Genomic DNA, 20,154 nt, shown 5'->3' with positions numbered 1-20,154 from the left:
ATCGGCCTTTTGCAATGGGAGACTGGGAGGCAATGGAAATGCGAAGGAATCACATAACCAAGGGTCTGCTCCTGGCCTGTGTATGGTTGCTTGTTCTGAGCGGCTGCAGCTCTGCGGGAGACAATAATAGTGTGCAGGCAGCTACAGATGCCTCAGCCCCCACAATAACCATTCAGATGATGCACTTATGGCCCGCCGGGCTCTCTGCCCAGCAGTATAAGCTGGTTAGCCAGATTATCGGGGAATATGAGAAAGAGCATCCCAATATAATCATCAAGCAGGAAGTGCTTGAGAATGAGCAGTACAAGAACAAGCTTAAGGTACTCTCCGCCTCCAATGACCTTCCGGATGTGGGCATAACCTGGGCGGCAGGCTTCATTGAGCCTTATGTGAGAGGCGGCTTATTCGCTCCGCTGGACGACATCCTGCAGGGTGCACAGCTTAAGGATAAGTTCGTGAAGAGCACTACAGAGGCCTACGTTGTCGATAACAAGACCTATGCGCTGCCTCTGGAGATGAACATCTCGCCGATCTTCTATAATAAAGAGATCTTCGCCCAATATAATCTTCATGTGCCTTCTACGTATGAGGAATTCAAGAGTGTGGTGAGAGCGCTCTCCAGCCATGGCGTGGCTCCGGTGGCGCTGGGCAATAAGGACCGGTGGACAGGCTCGATATGGTATATGTATCTGGCCGACCGCATTGCCGGAAGCGAGACTCTGAAGCGGGCGACGAAGGGGACGGGCTACTTCGATGATCCGGGTCTGGTCCGGGCTGCGGCTGAAGTGCAGACGCTGGTGGATATGAATGCCTTCAACAGCGGCTTCAACGGATTGTCCTATGATGAGGGCAAATCGGAATTCATGGATGAAAAAGCGGCCATGTACCTGACCGGTACCTGGGAGCTGCCCAACTTCACGACGAATCCGGAGATTTCGCAGACCTTCAAGGATAAGGTCGGCTTCTTCAAATTTCCGATGGTGGAAGGCGGGAAGGGGAGCTTTAACAGCTGGGTAGGCGGTCCGGGTGTCGGACTGTTTGTAGCGGAATCCTCCAAGGTTAAGGAGGAGGCGAAGGCTTTTGTCGAATACTTCGTATTCAAATGGGGACAGGCCTCGGTAACCAGTGCGGGAGTGATTCCGGCAACCAAGGTCGATACCACGAACGAAGCGCTGCCGCAGCTGTACGTCGAACTGCTGAATGAGCTGAACAATGCCAGCAGCATTACGTTGTTCGCTGATGTGCAGATGAAGCCGAATGCCGCCCAGGTCCATCTGGATATGATCCAGGCGCTGTTCGGCAAGGCGGTGACGCCCGGGCAGTTCGCAGCCAGACATAAGGAAGCTGTAGCCAAAGGAAACTGAGCCTCTTGCAGGCTCACGACAAAGGGATGCCCATCAGCCGAAACATGGCTGATGGCATCCCTTATTTGAATATATAAGTAATGATTAATGGGCGGGAGCAGCCGGAGCCGTGACCGGTGGTTCTGCCGGTTCATGCTGGATCAGGCCATGCTTCTCCCAGGCTCTGCTCTTCCAGCGGAAGTACATAATCACCGCCCGCACCCATTCATCGAACGCGGTGGCCAGCCATACCCCGGCAAGACCAAGATCAAGCGTGAATACCAGATAATAACCCAGCGGCAGACTCATGCACACCATGGAGATCAGGCCCATATAGACCGGGAACTTGGCATCGCCCGAAGCGCGCAGCGAGTTGATGATGACCAGGTTGCAGGTCCGGCCGGTCTCCAGGAAGAAGCTGAGCAGGATGACCTGTGCGCCCATGGCGATAATCAGCTCATTATCCGTGAACAGACTCATTAACGGTACACGGAAGAGAATGACCACCCCGTCCATCAGGATGGTAACCAGCAGCGCCCACTTCACACTGGTGAATACCCGTGAGTAAGCCTCCTGTGGCCGCCTTGCGCCGACGAGATGACCGACAATGATCGAGGTGCCCATCGCTACCGCTACGCTGAACAGGAAGATGTAGTTGGAGATGTTGACTGCATACTGGCGGGTGGCCATAGCTTCGGCACCCAGGTAAGTAATGTACAAGGTAAAGATCAGCTGGCAGCACTGGTAGATCACCGATTCGAAGGCGGACGGGATGCCGATTTTGAGAATCTGCAGCACGTATTTTCTAGAGAGATGAATGTAGTAGTGCCATTTCACACGTATCTCCATAATCCGGTAGAGCAGCAGGAAGAAAAGAATCAGAGCGATAAAACGGCTGATCACCGTTGAAATGGCCGCCCCCTCTACGCCGAGCGCAGGCAGTCCGAAATGGCCGAAGATCAGCAGGTAATTGCCGCCGACATGGATGACGTTCATCAGCAGCGAGACCGCCATGGTCTGCTTGGTGAAGCCGTGTGTACGGATGGTGGCCGCCAGGGCATTGATTAGCGCCTGCAGGAAGATCCCGCCTCCGACAATATGAATATAGGCCTTGGCATATTCGAGAATATCACCCTTTATGTTCAGCACATTCAGCAGACTGCCCCCGAACAGCAGCATGGCTACGCTCAGTATAATTCCTACCCCTAAGTTCAGGCTTACGGCATTGCCGGTTACCCTGGCCGCTTCCTTCGGCTGTCTGGAGCCGAGATACTGCGACACGACAATAGCGGCTCCGTTCCCGATGACACTGAGGGCCAGAATAGCTATGGCGATGATCTGATTGGCTGCCCCGACACCGGAGACGGCATCATCGGACACGGAGCTGATCATGAACGTATCCACACTGCCCATGAGCATGAACAGGAACAGCTCCAGGAAAATCGGCCAGGTCAGCTTCAGTAAATTGAATTCTTTGGGTTTGTTTGTATCCATCGTACACCTTCTTATGGTTATTCCTTACGGCTGAAAATATTGAATCTAATGTATGGTAGCACAGCTTTTGTGAAAATGCAGTACAATTTCAGAAATACCAAAATAAACAAACAAAGTCCCGGTTCAGCCCAATAGTATCCTCCGGGTAACTACATCACAATAAAGTGCCTACTTCCCTTATCGGCAGTATATCCCTAAACTAAGTACATCACTTACGAAAATATATTAACGATGAGGAGATCTGAAACTTATGAAATTACAGTTAGCGCTCGATCTGGTCGATATTGCGGGAGCCAAGGCTATTGTGGCAGAAGTGGCTGAATTTATAGATGTTGTCGAAATTGGAACACCGGTTGTCATTAATGAAGGCTTGCATGCGGTAAAAGCGATTAAGGAAGCTTTTCCGGCACTTACGGTGCTGGCCGATCTCAAGATTATGGATGCCGGAGGCTATGAAGTAATGAAGGCTGTAGAAGCTGGCGCAGGCATTGTGACCGTACTGGGTGTATCTGATGATTCAACCATCCGCGGGGCGGTGGAGGAAGCGAAGAAGACAGGAGCGGAAATCCTGGTCGATCTGATCAATGTGAAGGATCTGAAGGCCAGAGCCGCTGAGGTGGATGCGCTGGGCGTAGACTACGTCTGTGTACACTCCGGTTATGACCATCAGGCTGAAGGGAAGAATTCCTTCGAGGATCTGAGAGCGATTAAGAGCGTGGTTACCCGGGCCAAAACGGCAATCGCGGGCGGCATTAAGCTGAGTACGCTGCCTGAAGTCATTGCGGCGAAGCCTGATCTGGTGATTGTCGGCGGCGGTATTACCGGCGAAGCGGACGCGGCAGCGGCAGCGGCGGAAATGAAGCGCCTTGTAAGCCAGGCGTAATCTGCTATGGAGACGCGTCATTACGCACAGCAGATTGTGAAGGAGCTGCAAGGCTCAGTCTCCGGGCTGGACGCCGGAGAAGGGGAGGCAATGGCAGGGCTGCTGCTGCGCTCCGGCCAGATCTTCGTGGCGGGCGCCGGCCGTTCCGGCCTGATGGGCCGGGCCTTCGCCATGCGGCTGATGCAGGCGGGGCAAGCGGCGTTTGTTGTCGGGGAGACGGTCACTCCGGGGATCGGCCCCGGCGATGTACTGGTGCTTGGCTCCGGCTCCGGGGAGACGAAGGGGCTGGTGTCCATGGCGGAGAAAGCCAAGGCTATAGGCGCAGCGGTAGTGCTGGTGACCATCGTGCCGGACTCGGCACTCGGGCGTCTGGCAGATTATACGGTCAAGCTGCCGGGTTCCCCCAAGGATCAGTCCGGCGGAGGTTATGCCACACTCCAGCCGATGGCCTCCTTGTTTGAACAGACGCTGCTCGTATTCTACGATGCTGTCATTCTGCGGATTATGGAGCAGACAGGCCAGTCCACGGGCCGGATGTTTGGCAAACATGCCAATTTGGAATAGAATACAGTTATGAAACGGATGCTTCCCTTGACGGGGGAGCATCCTTCTATTTCTTCCAGAGATGGAGAGGTAGTATGATTATAGCCGGAAGGGGGCTAGATATTGGCAACGGAAATTAAAGACCGCATTAACCTGAAGGAGATCAACTGCGAGAAGGAGCTTACGCTCGCTGTTATCGGCGGCAAGTGGAAGCTGATTATACTGTGGCACCTGGGTCTGGAAGGGACCAAGCGGTTCAGCGAACTGAAGAGGCTAATTCCCCATATCACCCAGAAGATGCTGACCAACCAGCTGCGGGAGCTGGAAGAGGATCAGCTTGTATTCCGGCAGGTGTATGCGGAGGTTCCTCCGCGAGTAGAATACTCCTTGACGGAGTATGGACATACGCTGATGCCTGTACTTCGCATGATGTATGACTGGGGCAAGAATTACGGGGAGAAGGTCATCTGGAAAGATGCACCTCCCTGCGATAGATAACACCTCTGATAGATAACATCTGTAAACGAAGGCGTTCTATTTGTATTGTGCAAAATTAAGTTGTATACTAACATTTGAGATGATTAGATAATTGGAGGCCTGGAAGTTATGCTAAAGACAGAATATAGCCCGTTGCTGGAGTCGTTCAACTTCACGAACGGGATTGAACTGAAGAACCGTGTTGTCATGGCGCCGATGACCAATTTCTCCTCGAATGAGGATGGGACGGTCACCCGGGCGGAGCTGGATTATTATACCCGCCGCTCCGGGGGAGCGGGGATGGTGATTACCGCATGTGTATATGTGTCACGCGGCGGAAAAGGCTTCCCCGGCGAATTCGGAGCTGACCATGACGGGCTGATTCCGAGTCTGCGTGAGCTGGCGGATGCCATCAAGGGCGAAGGAGCGAAGGCGGTGCTCCAGATCTTCCATGGCGGACGCCAATGCCCGCCTGAGCAGCTGGTAGATGGGCAGCCTGTCAGTGCAAGCGATGTGCCGTCCGAGCTGCCTGGCGGCGGACAGGGTGCGGTCCCGCGCCCGTTGACAGAGGAAGAGATCACCGGAATTATCGCTGATTTCGGAGAAGCGACCCGCCGGGCTATCGAGGCCGGATTCGATGGGGTAGAGATTCACGGTGCGAACGGGTATCTGCTGCAGCAGTTCTTCTCCCCGCATTCCAACAGACGCGAAGACCGCTGGGGCGGGGATCTGCAGAAACGCCTGGCCTTCCCGCTGGCGGTTCTGCGCAGTGTCAAGGATGCAGTGAAGCAGCATGCACAGGGCGCTTTCCTTGTCGGCTACCGCTTCTCCCCTGAAGAGCCGGAGACACCGGGAATTACGATGGCCGAGACCTTTGCGCTCATTGATGCGCTGAGCGCGGAAGGGCTTGATTATCTGCATGTGTCCCTGATGGATCTGTGGTCGCTGCCGCACCGGGGAACGGAAGACAGCCGCCCGCGGATTGAACAGATTGTGGAACGTGCGGGGGGCAAGACTCCGGTAATCGGAGTCGGCTCTCTCTATACGGCCGCCGATGCCCTGAAGAGTCTGGACAGCGGAATCAGCCTGGTGGCGCTGGGCCGTCCGCTTCTGATTGAACCCGACTGGGTGCAGAAGGTAGCGGAAGGACGGACGGATGAGATGAAGACCGAGCTTGATCCGGCCGCCCAGGCGGAGCTTGTGATCCCGGACCCGCTCTGGAGAGCGCTGATCCATACGCCGGGCTGGCTGCCGCTCAAGCAATAATCTGCAGGGCGGTGACTGTCTGCGGTCATAACGTAATATAAACCCAGGGCAGCCCCCAATAGAGGCTGCCCTGGGTTTCTTTTGTTGGTTGGCAAACACCTCCCCTGAGGCTGCCGGGTTCGGCTGCAAAGGGCATAGAATGGATGCAGAAACAAATATTTTTTTCAAGGCACAACTCCAGCATGAAAATGAGCAGCACGCCTAAAAACAGAACGTCGTCTGTTCATCTATTTAACAAATTTTAACGAAAAACCAAACACAATTAGACTGGGAGCGCCGCGTAGGCTATCAGGCCAAGGGTGATTTATTGAAACGGTGCCGTCCTTACAAGTCGGTTTGGCCGTTTCCGCTTGCCGGGCGAAATGGAGAATATCTGGGGATAGCTATGGTACACTTATACTAATTCTAGGCACATCAGGAAATGAGGAGCGGCAGAGATGAAGGCACAGGGGAATACCGGGAGCTCCGGGGAGGCAGGGGACTTGAAGCAGGAGGAAGGCATCCATTCACTTCAGCGGACCCTTGAGGTCATCGGCGGTAAATGGAAAGGGGTTCTGCTCTACCATTTGATCAGCGGAACGAAGCGGTTCAATGAGCTTCGCAGGTTATGCCCCGGAATTACCCAGCGGATGCTGGCTATGCAGTTAAGGGAGCTGGAGCGTGACGGTCTGGTCCACAGGGAAGCTTACCACCAGGTGCCGCAGAGGGTGGAATACTCTCTAACAGAGTGGGCGCGGGGCCTGGAGACAGGAATCCTGAGCATCAAGCACTGGGGAGAAGAGTACCGGGAGTTACTGGCCCGGCTTGAACCCGGCGGCACCGATACGGACGGGCGGTCAGGGAAGGGTTCTATGGAGGAAACTCCGCGCAGCACGAATATCCCCGAATGAGCAGACCATGCTCCATCCGGGGATATTTGTGCTAGGCAGGCAAACTTGACTGCCTTAAGCTTTGTGCTCAGCCAGTCGGGCGATCTCAACGATAACCTGAACAGCCTGCAGCATTACGTCTACAGAGGCATATTCGAATTTGCCGTGGAAGTTCTCGCCGCCGGTGAAAATATTCGGGGTAGGCAGTCCCATGTAGGAGAGCTGCGAGCCGTCGGTGCCCCCGCGGATCGGACGGATAACCGGCGTAATCCCCAGACCTTCCATCGCTTCGCGGGCGATATCGACGATATGGCTGACCGGCTCTATTTTCTCGCGCATATTATAGTATTGATCATTCATTTCCAGCACGATGTTGTCTGCCCCGTAGGTGGATTTGAATTCTTCCACAATAGCGGCGATATTTGATTTGCGGTGCTCGAATTGTTCGCGGTCAAAGTCACGGATAATGTAATGCAGCTTGCTGTGCTCGGCGCTGCCCTGCATGGAGATCAGGTGGTAGAAGCCCTCATAGCCGTCTGTGAATTCAGGGGCTTCACCGGCGGGCAGCCGGAGATGGAAGGCCATGGCGATTTTGGATGAATGGATCATCTTGCCTTTGGCTGTGCCGGGATGTACGTTGACCCCGTGGAAGCTGATTTTGGCGGCGGCGGCATTGAAGCTCTCATATTCCAGCTCTCCGAGCGGACCTCCATCCACAGTATAGGCATAGGAAGCGCCGAATGCGGCAACGTCGAACTTGTGCGGGCCGCGTCCGATCTCTTCATCGGGGGTAAAAGCAATCCGGATCTTGCCATGCTTGATCTCCGGATGCGCCAGCAGATAACCCATAGCCGTCACAATCTCAGCGATCCCGGCCTTGTTATCCGCCCCCAGCAGGGTGGTGCCGTCGGTCGTAATCAGGGTATGCCCCTTGTAACCGCGCAGCTCCGGGAAGCTCTCCGTAGACAGGACAATATTCTGGGCCTCATTCAGCACCAGATCCTGCCCGTCATACTCCCGGACTATCTGCGGCTTCACATTCGTGCCGGTGAAATCGGTCGCTGTATCCAGATGGGCCAGGAAGCCAATGACCGGGACCTCCTTGTCCGTATTGGCCGGCAGGGTTGCCATGACATACCCGTGCTCGTCCACTGTAACCTCTGTCAGCCCCATCTCCTGCAGTTCTTCCACCAGCTTATGCGCCAGCACCATTTGGCTGGGAGTGGAAGGGCAGGTCTCGCTATCCTCATTCGATTGGGTATCCATTTCAGCATAAGATACAAAACGTCTAATTAACTCTTCTTTCACTTGGGGTCATCTCCTCTTCAGCTTCGTATGTCTATAGTATCACGATCTGGACGGGGTCTCATACTTTGCCGTACCAGCGGCTGGCTGGAGATGAGTCTTGCCGAGAGCAGATAACGGTCGGGCGCGGAACCTACATAAGAGAACGGGTAACAAGTGATCAAGGTGAGGAGAGGCTCCCCGCTCGGCTTAATCGCTCCCCGTGTGTCTCCATCTACAATTCTGCTTCCGGTCACTTCATAGGTGAAGGTCCCGTCCGCCGTCTCCACCTCAATGATATCTTCAATCGCAAGCTCGCCCAGTCTGCGGAAGACGGTATCGCGGTGCCCGGCGAGCACGCTGTTGCCGGAGGCGCCCGGTGCGGCGCTTGCTTCGTCATGCCCGGCGCCTTGCTTAAGCTCTGCCTGTCCGGTCCCCTCCAGAATGGCCACCCGCCTATCCAGCCTGGGAAAATAGATCTCGCCAATCACCTCCCCCTTCGTATATACAGGAGTGGCTTGCGCAGATACTTCGGGAGTGCTGATCATTCCTTCAGGCAGCGGAGTTTCTTCTATGGATGCCCGGGGCGGAGGGGCTTCCTCCCTCTTTTTGTCCCAGATCTTCAGTGCCTCGCGGGCTTCGGCCGGCGCCCGGAGGATCTGGAATGCAGAATACAGTATGACGCACAAAGAGAGCAGGAAGATCAGCTTCACGGCTACAGATAACCCAAAGCGAATCTTCATACTCTCTCCTCCTGCCTTATGCTTATTGTTATTTCTTCGGGCCCAGCCTGCGAATTGCAATCATGCTCAGAATAGCAACGACTATGCTGGCCGCAATCAGATTGTACCAAGGCCCGGCAGTGTCCGGCAGCTTGCCGTCCCCATCCGGTGCCCCCAGTGGCAGCTCCTCACCGGTAAGGGAGACTTCATCTCCCGGTGAAGGTGCCGGAGTGCTGCCGAGTGTAGCTGCTCCGGAATCCGGTGTGGCCGCCGGACTGTTACCGCCGCTGTCATCCCCTCCGCCCAGCGGAACAGGGGCTTCACTTACGGTCACTCCATCCGGAGTTGCTGCAGCCGTTGCCTCGGGTGCCTGTGATGGCGCTGCTGAACTTCCAGGCGATGCACTTCCGGCTGGCGAATCCGTAGGGACTATTGTTGCCGCGGGCGTACTGCCAGGGCTGCTGGTGGTCCCCGGTGTTGCCGTAGGTACAGGCGTTACTGTAGCCGCTGGCTCCTCTGTCGGCTGCGGTGACGAGGTCGGACCGGCTGTCGGCGCAGCCGCTGCGGTAGCCGTGAATTCAAAGGCGACACTTACCGTCTTCTCCTGGAACTCGTTACCGGCTTCGGGAGGGAACAACACCTGCATTTGAATGTCTTCCCCTGCTCCTCCTGCCAGGGAGCCAATGGTTACCACGCCTGCTGCCTCGCTCATGACGCCTGAATAGAGGATTACTCCCTCTTTTTGCAGGGTCATTTGCAGTATATTGTACAAATCTGCATCCCCGGCGAGGAATTTGAAGGCTACGGAATAATCAAACGGCTCGTTGCCGTCATTGATAATCCTGTAATCCGAAGCCATCGTATCTCCCGGCTGCATATTGTTCATGGTCGCCGTACTGGTCGTATGCCCGTTCACGGTGAGCTTGATGGTATCCTCTGCGCTGGCCCCTCCGGCATGCCAGATCACACCTGCCAGAACGACTAGAATATAAGCACCTATTAAGGATTTGTGTCTCTTTTTCAATTCCCCCGCCCCTTTCTTCTGAAGACCTTCGGGAGCTGTCTTCCACAATCCGCCCCGGTTCGTGTTTTTTTAGCACCGCATGTCGAATAAAGTGGTTTTTCGGAGAACTACTACGAATCGAGGCGATAGTACTGTTCAGAACGAACAAGTGAAGGAACAATAGGGTTTGTTCGTTATAACGAATAATAATACCAGTATAATCAAAATAAAGCCTAAATAAAAACAGTGAAAGAGCTGCATATCGGTATAAAATAGCCATTTAGAATAGAAAAACAGCCCTTATCTATGGTTTGCTGCTAATGGCTCATTATTTCTCTTAATATTTCCTACGATGAATTTTATAAAGAACAAAAACAGCCCATTTAACTACTTCTACAGAGTTCTCCATAGGTAGTTAAATGGGCTGGGCGTGTGGGCTTCAGCTTGTGAATGTTTCTTACGAGTTCTTCAAAAGGTCGGCCACAAGCTCATAGGAATGCAGGCGCGCAGAGTGATCATAGATCTGTGAAGCGATAATCCACTCATCCGCGTCTGTCTCTTCCACAATCTGCAGCAGCCGTTCTTTGATCAACGTCTGGTCGCCGGCAATGGAGTATTGCTGTTTGCTCATTAGCAGCGCCTTCTCCTGGGAGGTCCAGATTCCGTCCAAGCTGTCTACCGGCGGCTTAAGCATCCCGGTGCGGCCGCGGATAATGTTCAGGAATTGCTGCTGCTGGGAGGTAGCGAGTCTTCGCGCTTCCTCCACCGTATCCGCCGCTGTGATTCCCAGGCCCACCATAACATGGGGCTTGTCGAGTACAGCCGAAGGCCGGAAGCTGGTGCGGTACAGATGCAGTGCGGGCAGCAGATAATCCGGTGCAAAGTGGCTGGCAAAAGCAAAAGGCAAACCCAGCTGGCCCGCAAGCTGGGCACTGAAGCCGCTGGAGCCAAGCAGCCAGATCGGGATGTTCAGCCCTTCACCGGGTACGGCGCGTACCCCGGACGGGCGGGAGCCTGATCCTTCAGGATCGAAATATGCCCGGAGCTCGCTAAGCTGCTCAGGGAATTCACTGCCGTCGCCGCCGAGGCCGCGGCGCAGGGCCCTGGCTGCGGCCTGATCCGAGCCGGGGGCTCTGCCAAGACCCAGATCAATCCGTCCCGGATACAAGGATTCCAGAGTGCCGAATTGTTCTGCGATCATAAGCGGTGCATGGTTGGAGAGCATGATGCCCCCCGAGCCTACCCGGATGCTGCGGGTTCCGGCTGCCACATGTCCGATGACCACAGAGGTAGCGGAGCTGGCAATACCGGGCATATTATGATGCTCCGCCAGCCAGAAACGGTGATACCCCCAGTCCTCGGCATGGCGCGCCAGATCAAGGGTGTCATGAAAAGAATCCGCCGCTGTTCCGCCCTCCCGGATAGGGGCCAAATCCAGTACAGAGAATGGTATGTCGTGCAATTGCTTCACATTAATCCCTCCTATAATAGATGCCTTCCGCATCAGTAAGCAGTATTTACAGCCATGAATCCATATACCCGTCAATTATAACATGAAATAATATAATTTACACACTTTAAGTAAGTGCTATGCCGGTGAGTGGCTGCCTGAAGGGTAATGTAAGCGATAACAATTTGCTTGCCAATTTAAGGGAGCCTTGCTATAATCGCTTTGAAAAGCTTTTCTAAGTTAAATTGGCTCAGTCATCCTATAAGGAGAGCAGCCGTGTCAGAGAGAAAGATGAGGAACATTTAATTTACGCGAAGCAGGACAACTCTTATCTTTCACACAAAGGAAGTCAGTCTATGAAGCCAACAATCAGAGAGGTCGCCAAGATGGCCGGGGTATCCATCAGCACGGTTTCCCGTGTAATGAACGCACCGGATACGGTGGTGGAGAGCAAGCGCAGCCGGGTCATCGAAGCGATAGAAGCGCTTAAGTATCAGCCCAATGCTTTTGCAAGGGGTCTAATTTACAAGAAGTCTTTCACACTGGGTCTGCTTATACCCGACATTGAGAACATGTATTTCGCCGGAGTGATCCGCGGAGTGCAGGATGCCTGCATTAAGCTCGGTTACAGCCTGATGATCTGCAATACAGACCGTGACAAGGAGCGGACGCTGTCCTACATTGATACTTTTCATGAGAAGCAGGTGGATGGTGTTGTATTCGCCAGTGACATTCTGTACCCGGAGTATTACGAGAAGCTGGTAGGCTGCAGAATCCCCTTTGTGCTGGTCTCCTCCCACTCCGATGAATATGAGGTGGCCTCGGTGGAGGTGGATGATGAGAAGGCGGCGTATGATGCGGTGAAGTTCCTGATTGAGCTGGGGCACAGGGAGATCGGAATGATCGGCTTCAATCATGATAATTCGGTGTCCGGACCGCCGCGGGTGGCAGGATTTGTGAGAGCGTTGACCGAATCGGGGCTGGAGCGGAATGCCGGGAAGATCAAGTATGCGAATCATCGTTTTGAGCAGGCATATCAGGCCTCCCATGATCTCTTCACTGCGTATCCCGAGCTAACCGCGGTATTCTGCGTGGCCGACGAGTTCGCGATGGGAACGATCTCTTATCTGAAGGACCGCAATATTCTGGTGCCGGGCCAGGTGTCTGTCATCGGCTTCGACAATCTGCGGATGTCGGGCATGTTCATTCCGAAGCTGACGACGATTGCACAGCCGATCTATCAGCTGGGGTACCGTTCAGCGGAGAAGCTGCATGAATTATTGACCGATGGCACGGTGGCTGTCATGAAAGAGAAGCTGGAGCATAAGCTAATCATAAGAGAATCCTCGCGTGAGAAATGAGGCTTAGGCCCTGGCAGGTTGGAAGCACGGCTGCTTTGGCAGAGAGCAGTACGGTTTCTTTTTACCTTTTTGAAAAGCTTTTCATTATAGGGAATCCGGATATTCACTACTGAACTATTGGAAGCGTATACATCCTAGAGGTGGGTGGAAAGTGCCCTGCTGGATTCCTTAAGCCGGTTGAAGCAGGAAATGACGAACCGGAATTGCAGCTATACCTTTCTCTGAAAACCTTTGCAAGGAGGTGATCCACTGCTCTGCCGGAAGCTGTTCCGGGAATGAAGCTGGCTTAATGCAGTCTCTAAAAACAATTAAAGGGGATGTATGAAACAATGAAGAAAGCTCCAGCACGTAAACTGTCACTCGCGATGGTGCTGTGCCTATCCTTCACCATGATGCTCAGCGGATGCGGCGGGAATAATAACGCTGCTGCGCCGACGGAAGCTCCGGCAGCAACAGAAGCGGCAACACCGGCACCTTCAGCAGATAACAACGGAACCTCGACAAATGCTCCAGACCCAGCAACGGCCGGAAGTCCGCTGGACTTAGCGATGAAGGGTGAATATAAAGGCACCAAGGTCACTATGTTCGGCCCGTTTGTGGATGCCGACCAGGTGAAGTTCGAGAGCAGCATTAAGGAATTCGAAGAGAAGACCGGCATTGATATTCAGTATGAAGGCTCCAAAGAATTCGAAGCAACGATTAATATCCGGGTCGATGGCGGCAACGCGCCGGATATCGCGGACTTCCCGCAGCCGGGGCTTCTGGCCTCCATTGCCAAAACCGGCAAGGTGGTTGACCTGACCGGAGTGCTGGATCAGGCGAAGCTGACGGCCAACTACAATAAGAGCTGGCTGGATATGTCCACCATGGATGGTAAGGACGGCAAGATTATGGCCGGGATCTGGAACCGCAGCAACGTGAAGAGTCTGGTCTGGTATCCGAAGAAGCAATTTGACGATGCCGGATACACGGTTCCCCAGACCTGGGATGAGCTGATGACCCTGACGGAGCAGATTGCCAAAGACGGTGATCCTGCCTGGGCCATCGGTATCGAGAGCGGCGCGGCTACAGGCTGGGCGGCAACCGACTGGGTAGAGAATATCATGCTGCGGACCACGACTCCTGAGAACTATGACAAGTGGGTAAGCGGTGAGCTGCCGTTCACTTCTCCGGAAGTGAAGAACGCTGTAGAAGTGATGTCCAAGATCTGGCTGAACAAGGATTATGTCTACGGCGGTGCGAAATCCATCGTCACCACTGCATTCGGCGATGCTCCGAAGCCGATGTTCGAGAATCCTCCCAAAGCGTGGTTCAACCTGATGGGGAACTTCATTACCAGCTTCTTCCCGGAAACGGCCAAGGTGGATACCGATTATGACTGGTTCTATCTCCCGCCGATTGATGAGCAGTATGGCAAGCCGGTGCTTGTGGCAGGCGATATCTATGCCATGTTCAATGACCGTCCTGAAGTACGCGCAGTCATGGAATTCTTCACCACCGGTGAGTCGATCAAAAGCTGGGTGCAATCCGGCGGCGTCATTGCCCCAATGAATGATGCTCCGCTGGACTGGTATCAGTCCGAATCCGACCGCCGGATGGCGAAGCTCGTGCAGGATGCTTCGACCCTGCGCTTCGACGGCTCTGACCTGATGCCGGGCAAGGTGGGCGCGGGTACCTTCTGGAAAGGCATGACTGATTATGTGAGCGGAACCGCTACGCTGGATCAGGCGCTGGAACAGATCCAGTCAGGCTGGAAGAACTAAAGGCTGTCGCCCGGGGGGAACCCCGGGCAGCACTAAAGAAATAAACAAAAAGCAAAGGAAGCGGAGGGGAAATTCGGAACTGTAGGAGCGGTAGCGACTGCCTGAAAGCTGTCCGCAGAAAAGCTCGCTATCTAAAGCATCAGCAGTCACCGGATTTCACCCGCTTAATGTGCGTCTTATATAGCCGATGCTTACGGAGAGAGTTTTGCTTCGCAAAACTTAAAGGAGGAACGATATGGATGCACCAATAAGGCCGGAGCCGGGTGCCGCTGGTACACAGGCCAAGCAGAGAATCAGCGGCAGGGCGGTGCTGTTATCGCTGGGCGTGCTGCTGGCAAACATAGTGATCAACGGGCTGATCTTCTTGTTTTTCCGGGATTCGACGCTGAATCCGCTGCTGACTGCGGTGCTTGCCGTGCTGTGGGGCGTGCTGGGCGTATATCTGATCTACTACACCTTAACCTGGGCGGTGGAGCAGTATCCCGACCGCATCCGCAGGCAAGTGCTGCCGTATGTTTTTATCGGACCGGCTGTCCTGATCCTTGGCTGGCTGCTGATCCTGCCGGCTCTAAGGACGCTATACTTGAGCTTTTTCAACGCTTCCTCCGAGAAGTTCGTCGGACTTGGGAATTATGCCGCAATCTTCAGCGACCGTCTGATGGCAACCGCCCTGCGCAACAACCTGCTCTGGGTGTTCGTGGGTACGCTGGCCTGCGTCTGCTTCGGGCTGCTGATTGCGATTCTGGCCGACCGGAGCAGCTATGAGCGTATCGCCAAATCTATTATTTTCATGCCGATGGCCATTTCCTTTGTAGCCGCGGGTGTGATCTGGAAGTTCGTCTATTATTATCAGCCGGGCGATGAGCAGATTGGCCTGCTGAATGCGATCGTCACCTATTTCGGCGGCGAACCGCAGGCCTGGACAAGTATGCTGCAACCATGGAATAATTTCTTCCTGATCATCATCCTGATCTGGATGCAGACAGGGTTTGCAATGGTTATTTTCTCCGCTGCGATCAAAGGGGTGCCCGAGGATATTATGGAGGCCGCACGGGTGGATGGCGCCGGAGAGGTGAAGATCTTTTTTGGCATCATGATTCCGTACATCTCCACGACGATCCTGACCGTAACCACCACTATTATCGTCTTCACCCTGAAAATATTTGACGTCGTCATGGTGATGACAGGAGGTCAATACGATACAGAGGTTGTAGCGACACAGTTCTACCGGCAGTTCTTCATGTACCGCAACTTCGGTTACGGCTCCACGCTGGCTATCGTACTCCTGATCGCGGTATTGCCTGTTATTCTGATTAATCTGCGGCAGTTCCGCAAGCAGGGGGGATTCTAATGGTGGGCAAAAAGAAAAGAAAAGGCAGCAAAACGGCCGTGAATCTGATCCTGGGCGTCATCTGCTTCCTCTGGATTCTGCCGACGTTCGGACTCTTCGCCTCCTCCTTCCGCCCCGCAGCGGATATTCTGCAGACCGGCTGGTGGAAGGTGTTCCCCCATCAGGAATGGAAAGCGGGCGAGACGGTGCAGCTCTCCAAGGAGGTTGATCTGCGGGAGCCGATTGAGGTGAACGGCAAGACTTACAGTGATGATCAGCTCAAAGCTGGCGTGAAGGCGGATGACACCCGGCTGATGTGGGAGAACCGCAGGGCGCGTACCGTTAATATGCAGGAGCAGGGCTGGAAGGCTGTGCCTGACCTGACGCTCGATAACTATAAGAATGTACTGTCGGGCAAGGAGTACAAACTTACGGAGGCGGACGGCAGCGAGACGGTGCAGAAGGGCAGCGGGTTGTCGCAGGCATTCTGGAATACACTGACGATTGCAGTTCCGGCAACGGTGATTCCGGTGCTGATTGCTTCTTTTGCCGCCTATGCCTTCGCCTGGCTGCGCTTTCCCGGACGCAAGACGCTGTTCGTTATCATTATTGCAATGCTGGTCATTCCGATTCAGGTGGCGTTGATTCCGGTATTGAAGGACTACACGGCGCTTGGGCTGAACGGCAGCTATCTTGGCATCTGGCTGGCGCATACGGCCTTCGGGCTGCCGCTGGTTACGTACTTTATGTACAACTTCATCAGCCAGCTGCCGAAGGATCTGTTTGAATCGGCATTTATTGACGGTGCCAGCCACTTTACTATTTTCAGCAGACTGATTCTGCCGCTCTCCGTCCCCGCGCTCGCTTCCATTGGAATCTTCCAATTCCTCTGGGTGTGGAATGATTATCTGGTCTCGCTGATCTTCATCGGCAACCAGCCGTCGGTGCAGGTCATGTCCATGAAGATCGCCGATCTGGTCGGCTCCCGCGGCAATGACTGGCATCTGCTGACCTCGGCTGCGTTCATCTCGATGCTGATGCCGCTGGCGATCTTCTTCCTGCTGCAAAAGTATTTCGTCCGGGGTCTGATGGGCGGCTCCGTCAAAGGCTGATCAGGAGGAGAATACAGAGATGAGTACGGAGATGAAAATAAAGATGAAGATGAAGTCCTGTGAACAGCCTCCCGCATTATATCCATTCCGTGAGTGGAGTATTGATGAGGAACACTACGAGGAGGAGTACAACCAGCGGAGTGAGAGCATATTCGCGCTTGGCAACGGATATATCGGGATGCGCGGCAATTTCGAAGAAGGCTATTACGGCAAGGCGGGCACTTCGGTGGCCGGGAATTATCTGAACGGATTCTTCGATTCGGAGCGGATCGTCTATCCTGAGGGAGCTTTCGGGTTCCCTTCCCGCAATCAGGCGATGCTGAATGTGACCGATGCGCGTATCATCGGGCTCAGCATTGAGGGCTATGAGTTCCGGATGGACCAGGGGAAGCTGCACCGGCATGAGCGCCGGCTGGATATGCGCAGCGGTGTGCTGCACCGGGAGCTGGAGTGGGAATCGCCCGCCGGCCACCGGGTGCTGCTGAAGATTCGCCGGCTGGTGTCTCTGACGCACAAGCATCTGGCGGCGATCCATTATGCAGTGACGGCGCTGAACTTCTCCGGCACGCTGAAGTTCGACTCGGCCGTGGACGGGGAGATCAGCGGCCCGGAAGCGACCGATGACCCGAGGCTGGGGGCAGGCGCTGCCGAGCCCAGCCTGCTGCTGGAGGATACGGGCTATGAGGCTGCTGCCCGGAAGCTGTGGATGAAGCAGCGGACCCGGCATACGCGGTTCGCGCTGCTGACCGCCGCCAGCCATGCGCTGCAGGCGAAGTCCGGCCGGGAGATGAGCCACCAATTGATCGGACAGCGCATCTCGGTCTGTTATGCCGCTGCGGTACGCAGCGGGGAGACCGTAACGCTGACCAAATATATCACCTATCATACCTCCAAGGATTACGGGGAGGGGGAGCTGCATGGCCGGAGCTCCGAGGCCCTGGAGCTGGCCGGGAATCTGGGCTTCGCCGGTCTGGCTGAGCAGCAGCAGGATTACCTGGACCGCTTCTGGGCACATGCGGATGTGGAGATCAGCGGCGATCCTGCTTTGCAGCAGGGCATTCGCTTCAATGCTTTTCAACTGCTGCAATCTGTAGGCCGGGACGGTGTGACGAATATCGGAGCCAAGGGCTTAACAGGGGAAGGCTACGAGGGGCATTACTTCTGGGACACGGAAATGTATATGCTGCCGTTCTTCACCTTCACCCGGCCCGAGGTCAGCCGGGCACTGCTGGAATTCCGCTATGCTACGCTGGGCAAGGCGCGGGAGCGGGCGGCAGTCCTGTCACAGAAGGGGGCGCTGTACCCGTGGCGGACGATTGACGGCGAGGAGAACTCGGCCTACTTCCCGGCAGGCACGGCCCAGGCGCATATCAATGCCGATATCGCTTACGGCCTGAAGCAATATGTCCAGGCAACGGGCGACATGGACTTCCTGGTCAGCCGGGGGGCGGAGATTCTGTTCGAGACCTCGCGCTTCTGGGCCGACCTGGGCCACTACAACCCTGCGCGCGGGGGCGCCTTCTGTATTGATGGTGTAACAGGGCCGGATGAATACACGGCGATTGTCAACAACAACGCCTATACCAATCTCATGGTACAGGACCAGCTCAGCTATGCCTATGAGACAGCGCTGCTGCTTCGGTGGGAGTATCCTGCGGATTACGAACGTCTGAGACTTGCAATAGGGCTGTCCCTTGAAGAGGCGGAGGGCTGGAAGAAGGCCGCAGCGGCTATGTTCATTCCTTTTGACGGGCAGCTTGGGATCTACGCCCAGGATGATACGTTCCTGACGAAGGCGAAATGGGATTTCGAGCATACGCCTGCGGATAAATATCCGCTGCTGCTTCACTATCACCCGCTGGTGATCTACCGCCATCAGGTGCTGAAGCAGGCCGATCTGGTGATGGCCTTATTCCTGCTCGGGGACAAGTTCAGCCTGGCGGATAAGCTCCGCAACTACAATTATTATGAACCGCTGACGACCCATGACTCCTCATTATCCCCTTGTATCCACAGCATCATGTCTGCGGAGACCGGCGATCTGGCCGGGGCGTACAGCTACTTCGACCGCACGGTGCGGATGGATCTGGATGATATCAACCGCAATGCCAAGGACGGGCTGCATATGGCGGCGATGGCGGGTTCGTGGATGTCGATTGTGAACGGTTTTGGAGGTATGCGGCTGGTTCAGGGAGAGCTGAGCTTCGCTCCGGTCCTGCCGGAGCAGTGGGCGAGCTACCACTTCAAAATCACATTACGCGGACAACTGCTGGATATCTTCGTTGACCGTGAGGCGGCGGTGTATACGCTGCTCGAAGGGGCGGGGCTTACGATCCGGCACAAGGGGCAGCCGCTGCGACTGCTTCCGCAGGAGCCGGTGGCGGTCCGGCTGGCCCGGCGGCTGGAGGCCGTTATCTTCGATCTGGACGGCGTGATCACCGATTCCGCTGAATTCCATTATCTGGCCTGGCAGGCGCTCGCGGATGAGCTGGGCCTTCCCTTCAGCCGGGAGAAGAATGAACGGCTGAAGGGTGTCAGCCGGATGGAGTCGCTGGAGATTGTGCTGGAGGGCAGCGAGCTGGCGCAGCTGCCTGAAGCCGAGAAGCTCCGGCTGGCGGGGAAGAAGAACGATCATTACCGGCAGATGATCGGCCGGATCACCCCGGCGGACCTGCTGCCGGGGATTCCTGAGCTGCTGGATTCCCTGCGGGAACGGGGAATCTCCGTGGGGCTGGCCTCGGCCAGCCTGAATGCGCCGCAGATTCTGGAGCGCCTCGGCGCAGCCCATTGGTTCCAGGCGGTAGCCGACCCCGCAAAGCTTCGGAAGGGCAAGCCCGATCCGGAGATTTTTCTGCAGGCGGCAGAGCTGCTTGGAGTCACGCCGGGCCACTGCATCGGCGTGGAGGACGCGGCCGCAGGCCTTGCCGCGATTCGCGCGGCAGGCATGAAGGCCGTAGGCATTGGGGGCGTGCACCAGCCCGGCGCGGCCGACCTGGTGCTGCCCTCCACGGCGGCGCTGGACGCCGGGAAGCTGCTTGGGCTGTTCGGGCATTAGCCACCCCCGGGAGGCTGTGGCCGTGCAGTGGAACCTGCGACCGCGCAGCGGGAGCGGGGGCGTAGTATTACACAGTCCCCCGCTCCGCAGGCAAGGGGGATTGTAGTCGCCTTGTTCTCCACATTTGAGTGGGGAACAAGGCTTTTTGTCCAAACAGAAGAAGACGGCGAGCCGGTTGGCGATAACGAATAAGAGAAGG

General features: G+C 55.4%; 17 protein-coding genes. 12 read left to right on the top strand and 5 right to left on the bottom strand.

Annotated elements, in window-relative coordinates; all coding sequences use genetic code 11:
* The first annotated feature begins 38 nt into the window (after nucleotides 1-38).
* Nucleotides 39-1,364, top strand: a complete 1,326-nt coding sequence (locus tag KDC22_RS31585) for an extracellular solute-binding protein (protein WP_211721480.1) — start codon at nucleotides 39-41, stop codon at nucleotides 1,362-1,364.
* An 84-nt stretch (nucleotides 1,365-1,448) separates the two neighbouring features.
* Here the strand turns inward: KDC22_RS31585 and KDC22_RS31580 are convergent, their stop codons facing one another.
* Nucleotides 1,449-2,837, bottom strand: coding sequence for an MATE family efflux transporter (locus KDC22_RS31580; protein WP_211721479.1), 1,389 nt, complete (start codon nucleotides 2,835-2,837; stop codon nucleotides 1,449-1,451).
* 250 nt (nucleotides 2,838-3,087) lie between these two features.
* On the opposite strand from KDC22_RS31580, the gene hxlA reads away from it, so the two are divergent.
* From hxlA to KDC22_RS31555, 5 genes are all read left to right on the top strand, one after another.
* Nucleotides 3,088-3,720, top strand: a complete 633-nt coding sequence (gene hxlA / locus KDC22_RS31575; RefSeq protein ID WP_173133778.1) for a 3-hexulose-6-phosphate synthase — start codon at nucleotides 3,088-3,090, stop codon at nucleotides 3,718-3,720.
* A gap of 6 nt (nucleotides 3,721-3,726) precedes the next feature.
* Nucleotides 3,727-4,284 (top strand): 6-phospho-3-hexuloisomerase, encoded by a 558-nt coding sequence (hxlB, locus tag KDC22_RS31570; protein WP_211721478.1) that lies wholly within the window; start codon nucleotides 3,727-3,729, stop codon nucleotides 4,282-4,284.
* 102 nt (nucleotides 4,285-4,386) lie between these two features.
* Complete coding sequence (locus KDC22_RS31565; RefSeq protein ID WP_211721477.1) at nucleotides 4,387-4,761, top strand: winged helix-turn-helix transcriptional regulator; 375 nt, start codon at nucleotides 4,387-4,389, stop codon at nucleotides 4,759-4,761.
* Nucleotides 4,762-4,869: 108 nt separating this feature from the next.
* A complete protein-coding gene (locus tag KDC22_RS31560; RefSeq protein ID WP_211721476.1) occupies nucleotides 4,870-6,006 on the top strand; it encodes an NADH-dependent flavin oxidoreductase in 1,137 nt (378 codons plus the stop codon).
* A 437-nt stretch (nucleotides 6,007-6,443) separates the two neighbouring features.
* Nucleotides 6,444-6,896: a winged helix-turn-helix transcriptional regulator gene (locus tag KDC22_RS31555; RefSeq protein WP_211721475.1), complete on the top strand. Its 453-nt coding sequence runs from the start codon at nucleotides 6,444-6,446 to the stop codon at nucleotides 6,894-6,896.
* Nucleotides 6,897-6,950: 54 nt separating this feature from the next.
* Here KDC22_RS31555 and pepT read toward each other — a convergent pair whose 3' ends face one another.
* The 4 genes from pepT to KDC22_RS31535 form a co-directional block, all read right to left on the bottom strand.
* The gene (gene pepT, locus KDC22_RS31550; RefSeq protein WP_211721474.1) at nucleotides 6,951-8,183 is read right to left on the bottom strand and encodes a peptidase T; all 1,233 of its coding nucleotides are present in this window, start codon (nucleotides 8,181-8,183) and stop codon (nucleotides 6,951-6,953) included.
* 17 nt (nucleotides 8,184-8,200) lie between these two features.
* A complete protein-coding gene (locus KDC22_RS31545) occupies nucleotides 8,201-8,902 on the bottom strand; it encodes a sortase (RefSeq protein ID WP_211721473.1) in 702 nt (233 codons plus the stop codon).
* A gap of 28 nt (nucleotides 8,903-8,930) precedes the next feature.
* The gene (locus tag KDC22_RS31540; RefSeq protein ID WP_211721472.1) at nucleotides 8,931-9,905 is read right to left on the bottom strand and encodes a hypothetical protein; all 975 of its coding nucleotides are present in this window, start codon (nucleotides 9,903-9,905) and stop codon (nucleotides 8,931-8,933) included.
* Between the two features lie 436 nt (nucleotides 9,906-10,341).
* Nucleotides 10,342-11,388 carry an LLM class flavin-dependent oxidoreductase gene (locus tag KDC22_RS31535; protein WP_173133754.1) on the bottom strand — a complete coding sequence of 349 codons (1,047 nt, stop codon included), beginning with the start codon at nucleotides 11,386-11,388 and terminating at the stop codon, nucleotides 10,342-10,344.
* Between the two features lie 302 nt (nucleotides 11,389-11,690).
* Here KDC22_RS31535 and KDC22_RS31530 point away from each other — a divergent pair, with 302 nt between their 5' ends.
* From KDC22_RS31530 to KDC22_RS31505, 6 genes are all read left to right on the top strand, one after another.
* On the top strand, nucleotides 11,691-12,695 hold the full coding sequence (locus tag KDC22_RS31530) for a LacI family DNA-binding transcriptional regulator (RefSeq protein ID WP_211721471.1): 1,005 nt from the start codon (nucleotides 11,691-11,693) through the stop codon (nucleotides 12,693-12,695).
* Between the two features lie 329 nt (nucleotides 12,696-13,024).
* A complete protein-coding gene (locus KDC22_RS31525; protein WP_173133748.1) occupies nucleotides 13,025-14,458 on the top strand; it encodes an ABC transporter substrate-binding protein in 1,434 nt (477 codons plus the stop codon).
* Nucleotides 14,459-14,693: 235 nt separating this feature from the next.
* A complete protein-coding gene (locus tag KDC22_RS31520) occupies nucleotides 14,694-15,809 on the top strand; it encodes a carbohydrate ABC transporter permease (RefSeq protein WP_211721470.1) in 1,116 nt (371 codons plus the stop codon).
* Complete coding sequence (locus tag KDC22_RS31515) at nucleotides 15,809-16,900, top strand: carbohydrate ABC transporter permease (protein ID WP_173133742.1); 1,092 nt, start codon at nucleotides 15,809-15,811, stop codon at nucleotides 16,898-16,900. Before KDC22_RS31520 ends, KDC22_RS31515 begins: the two co-directional genes overlap by 1 nt.
* 19 nt (nucleotides 16,901-16,919) lie before the next feature.
* Nucleotides 16,920-19,955 (top strand): beta-phosphoglucomutase, encoded by a 3,036-nt coding sequence (pgmB, locus tag KDC22_RS31510; protein WP_211721469.1) that lies wholly within the window; start codon nucleotides 16,920-16,922, stop codon nucleotides 19,953-19,955.
* A 27-nt stretch (nucleotides 19,956-19,982) separates the two neighbouring features.
* Nucleotides 19,983-20,147: a hypothetical protein gene (locus tag KDC22_RS31505; protein ID WP_211721468.1), complete on the top strand. Its 165-nt coding sequence runs from the start codon at nucleotides 19,983-19,985 to the stop codon at nucleotides 20,145-20,147.
* Nucleotides 20,148-20,154: the final 7 nt, after the last annotated feature.

Source organism: Paenibacillus tritici (genome assembly GCF_018207515.1).
GTDB lineage: Bacteria > Bacillota > Bacilli > Paenibacillales > Paenibacillaceae > Paenibacillus_AQ > Paenibacillus_AQ tritici.
This window is presented reverse-complemented; position numbering and strand designations above follow the sequence as displayed.

Bases quoted from the DNA above. Each gene is read 5' to 3' on its own strand.
- KDC22_RS31585 (WP_211721480.1), top strand. From the start codon at position 39: ATGCGAAGGAATCACATAACCAAGGGTCTGCTCCTGGCCTGTGTATGG.
- KDC22_RS31580 (WP_211721479.1), bottom strand. From the start codon at position 2,837: ATGGATACAAACAAACCCAAAGAATTCAATTTACTGAAGCTGACCTGG.
- hxlA (WP_173133778.1), top strand. From the start codon at position 3,088: ATGAAATTACAGTTAGCGCTCGATCTGGTCGATATTGCGGGAGCCAAG.
- hxlB (WP_211721478.1), top strand. From the start codon at position 3,727: ATGGAGACGCGTCATTACGCACAGCAGATTGTGAAGGAGCTGCAAGGC.
- KDC22_RS31560 (WP_211721476.1), top strand. From the start codon at position 4,870: ATGCTAAAGACAGAATATAGCCCGTTGCTGGAGTCGTTCAACTTCACG.
- KDC22_RS31555 (WP_211721475.1), top strand. From the start codon at position 6,444: ATGAAGGCACAGGGGAATACCGGGAGCTCCGGGGAGGCAGGGGACTTG.
- KDC22_RS31545 (WP_211721473.1), bottom strand. From the start codon at position 8,902: ATGAAGATTCGCTTTGGGTTATCTGTAGCCGTGAAGCTGATCTTCCTG.
- KDC22_RS31535 (WP_173133754.1), bottom strand. From the start codon at position 11,388: ATGCGGAAGGCATCTATTATAGGAGGGATTAATGTGAAGCAATTGCAC.
- KDC22_RS31530 (WP_211721471.1), top strand. From the start codon at position 11,691: ATGAAGCCAACAATCAGAGAGGTCGCCAAGATGGCCGGGGTATCCATC.
- KDC22_RS31525 (WP_173133748.1), top strand. From the start codon at position 13,025: ATGAAGAAAGCTCCAGCACGTAAACTGTCACTCGCGATGGTGCTGTGC.
- KDC22_RS31520 (WP_211721470.1), top strand. From the start codon at position 14,694: ATGGATGCACCAATAAGGCCGGAGCCGGGTGCCGCTGGTACACAGGCC.
- KDC22_RS31515 (WP_173133742.1), top strand. From the start codon at position 15,809: ATGGTGGGCAAAAAGAAAAGAAAAGGCAGCAAAACGGCCGTGAATCTG.
- pgmB (WP_211721469.1), top strand. From the start codon at position 16,920: ATGAGTACGGAGATGAAAATAAAGATGAAGATGAAGTCCTGTGAACAG.